This is a genomic window from Lutibacter sp. (genome assembly GCF_030692605.1).
Classification (GTDB): Bacteria; Bacteroidota; Bacteroidia; order Flavobacteriales; family Flavobacteriaceae; genus Lutibacter.
In genome coordinates, this window is record NZ_JAUYUD010000121.1 from 1 (window position 1) to 7,286 (window position 7,286).

Below are 7,286 nucleotides of genomic sequence, written 5' to 3' on the forward strand. Positions count from 1 at the left end.
ACAAAATAAACTCAATAACAGACCTCGAAAAATTATTGGCTATAAAACGCCTAAAGAAATAATGGAATCTGAACTAAAATTTGTAGCTTAGACTCACTAAAAAATGCAACCTTTTGTTGCGTTAGAACCTTGAATGCAGCATACCTTTAACGGTAAGTAAAACTTCGCTAACCAGAACTTGTTTCAGGTTCTCATCAAAAAGTATGTTGCACTATAAGATTCTAAAACAAGTTTAGAATAGCGAAATCCCTTTTGCTTTTATAATTTACTTTGATCACTTGCGAACCATTCTGCGTGTGAAGTACCTGTTTCTTGTAGTTTTAAAGAATGAAGTTTAATAGTTTCTGGCAACCTTCTTTTTATTTTATTCGCAAAATCAAGCAACATCATTTCACTTGTAGGCTGGTAATCAACTAAAATCACATTGTGTCCTCTTTTTTTTAGTTCATTTGCTAATTCAATATGAGGAGTGTTTTTATTAAAAACAGTTGCATGGTCAAAAACATCAACGATTTCAGATTTTACAATCGTTTTTAAATCACTGAAATCTATAACCATTCCATATTTAACATTTGCAATATCATTATTTGGCTTTCCAATTACGGTTACAGAAAGTTTATAACTGTGCCCATGAACATTTTTACACTTTCCGTCGTAACCATACAATGCATGACCCGTTTCAAAATTGAATTGTTTGGTTATTCTAATTGTATTCATTTTCTTAATCTTTCCTATTTTTAGCTTTCCAGTATACAAAGTAAGCAATTAACACCAACACAACAAACGGTAAATAAGTGCCTATTACCACTCCAATTTCATAGCCATTATCTGGTGCGCTTTTCATTTTTTGCTCAATATCCACTTTTTGAATAAGCGAAAGCATATTTACTAACATATCTATTTTTTAAATGTTTGTAATGCCTTTTTTGTAAAATCTGATAGCACTAATTTCCCGCTTATTTCGGCTCTTTCAATTAATAATTTTTCCCAATTATCTGTACCTTTCCAAAGTACCTTTTTCATTTCTATTAATGCTTCTTGATTGTAAGAGATTAGTTTTGAAGCTAAAATATCGACTTCTAAATCCATTTCTGTTATTGATTCAAAAACTTTTGCATACAAGCCTTTTCCCTTCGCCCAATAAGCTGTTTGCCAACTTGACGCATCAATGGTTAACTCGGTTAATGCAGCTACCCCAATTTTACGCTCTACAGCTGGAGCAATCACAAAAGGTCCAATTCCAATTGTAAATTCTGAAAGTTTTATAGATGCTTTTTCAGTTGCAAAACAATAATCACATGCTGCAGCTAAACCAACACCTCCGCCAACTGCTTTACCTTGTACTCGTCCAATTATTATTTTTGAACAAGTTCTCATAGCATTTATAACATTTGCAAATCCTGAAAAGAAAATTTTTCCTTCCTCAAAGGTTTCAATTGCCATCAATTCATCGAATGAAGCTCCTGCACAAAAGGAGTTTTCCTTTTCACTTTTTAAAATAATTACATGTACCTCATCATTGGCACTTAACTCATTAATCGCATCAGTTAAACGCACTAATAAATTGCTCGGAAATGAATTGCTTGCCGGGTGGTAAAACTCAACTGTAGCAATTTTCCCTTCAATATTGGTATATAAACTTCCGTTACTCATAATCTTCAAAGTTAAGCGATTTTATGCAAATATTTTTTCCTAAATTTCACTACTAAAATACTTGCTCTCAAAAACATCCACACAGCAAAGGCTATCCAAACTGCATGTAATTTTAAATTGAAATAATCTCCTATTAGCAGAACAGGTATAAATCCTAAAAATGTTGCAAAAAGTAATAAATTTCTCAGTGTTGCAGCTTCAGATAAACCTTTAAAAATTCCATCGAAAACAAAAGCTACCGCATTTATAGGTTGCATAATTAATACCAACCAAAAAATACCATAAAAGGCACTCAATACCATAGGGTCTTTTGAAAAAAGCATTCCTATTTTATAATAAAAAAGTCCACAGAAGGAAGCTAAAAGAATAGCCACCATAACCCCATATTTACTTACTTTAATGCTAAGTTTCCATAATTTTTTGAATTTTCTTTCTCCTAATAGTTTGCCCGAAACTATATTTCCTACATTAGAATACCCATCTATAAAAAAAGCGAAAAATAACCAAATTTGAAACGCAATGGTTTGAGCAGCTATATAATTATTTCCGTATTTTGTTGCATACGCATTTGCTAAATATAAAGCAACATTTAAGGCTACAGCTCTTATCGCAAGATTTAAACTTAACCCCAATAAGGGCATAATTTCACTATTAAGAGGTAAGGTTATTTTTAAACTAAATGGTGTTTTTTTTAATAATAAAATTAGCGCCAATACCGCCATTACAACTTGCGAAATAACACTAGCCCAAGCGGCACCAACTATATTCATTGGTTCTAAAAAACCATCAATTCCAAAAACTAAAATAATGTCTAAAACAACATTTAACAATGCTCCAATACTGCTAATTACCATGGGCCAAAACGTATTTTGAAGCCCTCCAAATACTCCAAAAACAGAAAACACAAACAATGTTAATGGAAATCCAATAGCTCTAATTTCAAAATAATCTATAGCATAGGAAAGTATCAATCCATCTGCATTATAAAGTTGAAATATTTGTTTAGCAAAAAATAAGGTTACAAAATAAATAGCAACACTTAAAATAACATTAAAACCAATTATTTGAGCAGGTAGCGATCCTATTTGATCTAACTTTTTTGCCCCCAAATATTTGCTAATTGTAGCTGATATGGCAGAACGAGTTTGCGCTAAAATCCAAACCAATGCCGAAATAAACGAGCCCGCTATCCCAACTGCCGCAAGTGCTTCGGTTGGATGATTTAGTATATTGCCAACTATTGCAGTATCTGTTATTGAAATTAATGGTTCTGCAATACCCGAAATCATAGCTGGAATTGCCAATTTATTAATTGCCTTAAAAGATATTTTTGATTTTTTATGCATTTAAAACCAATTCAAAACAATGAAATGGAAATTCACTTTGATTAAGGAAAAAAATATCTTCCAATTGGTGATAACCTCTCTTTTTATAAAATTGTACATTTCTTTTATTCTGACTAAATGTATCTAATCTAACCGACTTGTAGTTGTTTTCTATAGCGTAACTTTCAGAAAAATTCATAAGATTTTGAGCAAAACCTTTCCCTTGGTAATCTGGGTCAACTGCTAACCTATGAATATATAGATTAGCATTATTGTCTGTTAACCATTTCACAGTATCATATTCTATATCAATTATTTCGGTTATAACAATTATTCCAACCAAATTTCCTTCAAAACTAAGTTTCCAAAGCTGTTGTAACTCAATATCTTTTTGTAAAACTTTTAAGGACGGATAATAATCATTCCATTGATAAATATCTTTTTTAATTAAATCTGATGCACACTTTTTGGTAAGTAGATAAATTAATTCTAAATCTTTCATTTCTGCTTTTTGAATCATTCTCTATCTATTTGTTTAAAAAATCTATGGTTAATTTTATTGCTTTTTCTAAATGAATAGGCATTTTTTCTTCAAGCCAAGGTTGAGTACATCCTAACGGGTGATTCATTCCTTCAACAAGTATCAACGTGCTTTTTGGATTCCATTTATGTAAATTTATAGCTTCGTTTGGTAAAACCACCTCATCATTTGTTCCATGAACAATTAAATGCGGAATCTTTAATTTTTGAACGGTGGTTTTAATTGTTAAGCGTTCTTCGTTCTCTTTATAGTTTTGATAAAATTGATAAAAAAGAGGCATTTTTTGTTTTGTTCTAGCGTTTAAAATATACGAAACGCCTTGTTGTTCCCATTCTTGTAATTGTGCACCTTGTGGAAAACGAGTCCCAAAATTTGAAACACCAGACCACGTTACAACTTTTGAAATATTCTTGTTTTCTGAAGCCTTAATTGTAACAATTCCACCACCTCTTGAATGACCAATTAGAATAATATTATTTATATCAGCTTCATTTTTAAAATTTAAATTCCCAATTACTGCATTAATAACATCTTCTAAATCGTTTAATTCTTTTATGAAATTATTATTTCCAAAAGATTCTAAATCTGGAAAATCAATTGGGTTTTGTACGGTTCCTCCATTATGGGAAAAATTAAACTTTACAAAAAAGAAATTATTGTTAGCAAATTCTTGAGCTGCAAAATCCCAAGCGCCCCAATCTTTATAGCCCTTATAACCGTGACAAAAAATTATAACTGGCTTTTTAGAATGGGTAAGGTTATAGTAATAATCTGTTACGATTGGCTTTTGGTGGAATGTGCTTTTAATTATTTCGTTTCTATTAATTATCATATATACTCTTTAAAATGGAAGATTTTCCTTTTCTTTAAATGGAATAGTTGGGTTTAATATTTCTTCAATAATTACAGATAATGAATCGATAAATTCAGTTAGTTTTTCTTCAGAAATAACATGGTCTTTTACACCATTCTTCTCTGAAAAATTCATTTTTAAAAAACCATTATTCAAATTCTTAAAAGAAATAACTCCAGCTTCAAAATCTGAAATATTTCCATTCTTTTGTGATGCGTACATGTAGGCATACAACATCACTTGAAGTGCTTTTGTATATTTATAATCTGTACCCATAACACTAAAATCGGCCATTTTTAAATCTCGGTCAATTACCTTTCCCGTTTTATAATCAATAATTCTGGTAACACCATCTAACTCATCTATTCTGTCTACAATTCCTTTAAATTTTATAGGATCAGCTATTCCTTTTATTGAAATATCTACAGAAAGTGGTGCTTCTAACGCTATTATTTTTAACTGTTTCCCTTGTTTTAAAAGTTGCTTTTCCATTATTAAAAATCTACTAATATGATTTTTACATACTTCAAAAATAAGTTTGTTTTTACCCGAATTATACGCCCCTTTTTTATAATATTGTTTAAAATTAATTTTCAATAAAGCATCTATTTGAAGTTGCATGTCTTCAATCTTTTCAATACTTACAAACTTGTTTATATGTGGTTTATACAATGTTTCAAGAACTTCGTGAATAATTGTTCCCATTGTATTTGCTGCTATAGTTTCTTCAACTTCATCCTCCTCTTTTATCTCAAGAATGTGCTGTTCATAAAAACGTATGGGGTTATAAATATAAGTAGCAATTTTAGAGGGAGATAATCCTTTAATAACTAATTCTTTTAATTTTAAAATAATATCATCCGTTTTAGAAATCTCCATTAATTGAGACTCGTTTGGGGTAACTATTGACCCTACAATTAACTTCTCGATTAATGGAAATCTAACTAAAAGTTGCGTTAGAAATCTGCTTTTCTCACCAGAGCCATAATTGTCGGTTTCGGTACTATAAATCAAATAAATGTTTTTAGCTCTTAATAATAACCTTTGAAAGTGATACGAAAATATAGCATCTTTTTCTTGATAGGTTGGCATGTTAAAGTGTTTTTTTATATCAAAAGGTATAAAAGAACTGTTGTTTTTACTATTTGGAAGTACCCCTTCATTAACTGAAGAAATTATAACCGTTTCAAAATCTAATGCTCTTGTTTCTAACATTCCCATTAATTGTAAGCCCTGCAACGGCTCTCCTTGAAAAGACAAACTTTCGGTTCTTAAAATACTTTGAAAAACCAAGAAAAATGTTTTTAAATCTGATAAATGATGGTATGTACTATTTAAGGTTTCTAATTGCTTAAAAAGCATATAAAATCTATATATGTATTCTTTTTCAATACCCTCAACAACATCCTTCAATGATTGAAGAATATCAATAAAACAATTAATAATGGATTGAATGCTTTCTGAAAAATGAAATAATGGTCTAATAAAATTTAATTCATTTTGTTCTTCTAAAAAAACTAATTCCTCGATATCCTTAAAACTCAAGAAAATATAATTTCCCTTCTTTATTTCAACGCTAATTTTTTGAAACAACATTCCATTACGCTTATTTAAATAAGCATTATTAAATACTTTTAAAACATCTTTATAATAAAACTGACCTAACTCCTTTTTATTGAATTTTTGTTGATTTAAATGTAATTTAAATACACTTTGAATGAAATTTGAAATTGGAATATTTTTTAGAGGATATCCCATTGTAATATTTATATTTTCTACATTTTTTGGCAAAGAATTTATGGCCAATGGCAGCAAATTTTCATCTGCCAAAACATAACATGTGCTACTTAATTTTTCCTGAGATTCTAGCAGTTCGCCAATATATTTTATTTGTGTTGTGCTTTTAGGAGCTCCAATAATTTTTATTTTTTTTGTATTAAAATCAGCCAAATCAATCCACAAGAATGGATTTTCTTTATAGTAATTCCATTCAGATTTATATTTGTTTAGAAAAAAACCAGCTTCGTTAAATGGGTTAAAAAAACTCTCATCGGCATCCCAATATATAGTTGACATTTCACGATTCAAAAATTCTTGAAAAATAAATTCTTCTGCTCTATTTAATGCGTTAAATCCAATAAATACAATATGTTTATTTAAATTGGAATTAATATAAAATTCCAAATTTTCAGTGGCTTCTCTATAAATAAGTCCTTGATATCCAACTTTATTATTTCTAAGTTTATCATACAACGCTTCATACAATGTTTGCAGTTCATTGAAAAATTTCAAATAATTACTGGCTAATTTACTCGGGTTACTCTGTTGAAACCAATTATCCAATTTTTTTACATCACTTAAGTTTGAAAAAATATGATGTGATGATATTAAATGGCTATCAATTTCATTAAAATCGGCTAAGGCTTTTGGAGCCCATTGATAAAAAGAATCAAATGAATCTTTATTTTCATTTAAAGAATGTTGTTTATAAACGCTGTAGAATTCAAATAACAATTGGGTACTATCTATTAAATTGATATCTGCTAACTCCTGAATAAAATTTTCAATATTTTCAATTTTAGGCATAAAAAACGCCTCCTTTTGAGATGCTAAAATAGCTTCTTTAAAAAACACACAAGCCCGTTGACTTGGCAATACAAATATTATATTTGAAAGTGAATTGTGTTTTTCAATAACATCATCAACTACTTTAGAAATAAAGGATTGCATAGTATTTTGTTTAACAGCATAAAAATAGAAAACTTATTACAATAAAAAGAAGCCGTCTCAATATTAAATTTTGAGACGGTTTTTTTATTTCTATTCAATTTCGGATATTTTTTATTTTTATGAATAAGGCAAAAATTGTCCTTAAGAAGCAATTTTCTTTCTTAAATTGTGTCCTAATGCCATT

At 29.4% G+C, this 7,286-nt stretch carries 7 protein-coding genes; all 7 read right to left on the minus strand.

All coding sequences use genetic code 11. The features are described 5' to 3' along the window. Positions 1–258 precede the first annotated feature (258 nt). The 7 genes from Q8S45_RS13255 to Q8S45_RS13285 are packed head-to-tail and all read right to left on the minus strand — an operon-like array spanning position 259 to position 7,102. Positions 259–717, minus strand: coding sequence for a 6-carboxytetrahydropterin synthase (locus Q8S45_RS13255; protein ID WP_305605837.1), 459 nt, complete (start codon positions 715–717; stop codon positions 259–261). 4 nt (positions 718–721) lie between these two features. Then, positions 722–895 carry a hypothetical protein gene (locus Q8S45_RS13260; RefSeq protein WP_305605840.1) on the minus strand — a complete coding sequence of 58 codons (174 nt, stop codon included), beginning with the start codon at positions 893–895 and terminating at the stop codon, positions 722–724. 2 nt (positions 896–897) lie between these two features. Next, positions 898–1,653: an enoyl-CoA hydratase/isomerase family protein gene (locus Q8S45_RS13265; RefSeq protein WP_305605842.1), complete on the minus strand. Its 756-nt coding sequence runs from the start codon at positions 1,651–1,653 to the stop codon at positions 898–900. An 11-nt stretch (positions 1,654–1,664) separates the two neighbouring features. Then, positions 1,665–2,999 carry an MATE family efflux transporter gene (locus tag Q8S45_RS13270; protein WP_305605844.1) on the minus strand — a complete coding sequence of 445 codons (1,335 nt, stop codon included), beginning with the start codon at positions 2,997–2,999 and terminating at the stop codon, positions 1,665–1,667. Continuing rightward, positions 2,992–3,498 (minus strand): GNAT family N-acetyltransferase, encoded by a 507-nt coding sequence (locus Q8S45_RS13275; protein ID WP_305605846.1) that lies wholly within the window; start codon positions 3,496–3,498, stop codon positions 2,992–2,994. Before Q8S45_RS13275 ends, Q8S45_RS13270 begins: the two co-directional genes overlap by 8 nt. Before the next feature lie 7 nt (positions 3,499–3,505). Continuing rightward, positions 3,506–4,351: a S9 family peptidase gene (locus tag Q8S45_RS13280; protein ID WP_305605848.1), complete on the minus strand. Its 846-nt coding sequence runs from the start codon at positions 4,349–4,351 to the stop codon at positions 3,506–3,508. A 9-nt stretch (positions 4,352–4,360) separates the two neighbouring features. Next, on the minus strand, positions 4,361–7,102 hold the full coding sequence (locus tag Q8S45_RS13285; protein WP_305605850.1) for a PD-(D/E)XK nuclease family protein: 2,742 nt from the start codon (positions 7,100–7,102) through the stop codon (positions 4,361–4,363). Positions 7,103–7,286 lie beyond the last annotated feature (184 nt).

What these genes read in the sequence shown, in the direction of transcription:
- Q8S45_RS13285 (WP_305605850.1), bottom strand. Translation starts at nt 7,102, where the DNA reads ATGCAATCCTTTATTTCTAAAGTAGTTGATGATGTTATTGAAAAACAC.
- Q8S45_RS13280 (WP_305605848.1), bottom strand. Translation starts at nt 4,351, where the DNA reads ATGATAATTAATAGAAACGAAATAATTAAAAGCACATTCCACCAAAAG.
- Q8S45_RS13255 (WP_305605837.1), bottom strand. Translation starts at nt 717, where the DNA reads ATGAATACAATTAGAATAACCAAACAATTCAATTTTGAAACGGGTCAT.
- Q8S45_RS13275 (WP_305605846.1), bottom strand. Translation starts at nt 3,498, where the DNA reads ATGATTCAAAAAGCAGAAATGAAAGATTTAGAATTAATTTATCTACTT.
- Q8S45_RS13260 (WP_305605840.1), bottom strand. Translation starts at nt 895, where the DNA reads ATGTTAGTAAATATGCTTTCGCTTATTCAAAAAGTGGATATTGAGCAA.
- Q8S45_RS13270 (WP_305605844.1), bottom strand. Translation starts at nt 2,999, where the DNA reads ATGCATAAAAAATCAAAAATATCTTTTAAGGCAATTAATAAATTGGCA.
- Q8S45_RS13265 (WP_305605842.1), bottom strand. Translation starts at nt 1,653, where the DNA reads ATGAGTAACGGAAGTTTATATACCAATATTGAAGGGAAAATTGCTACA.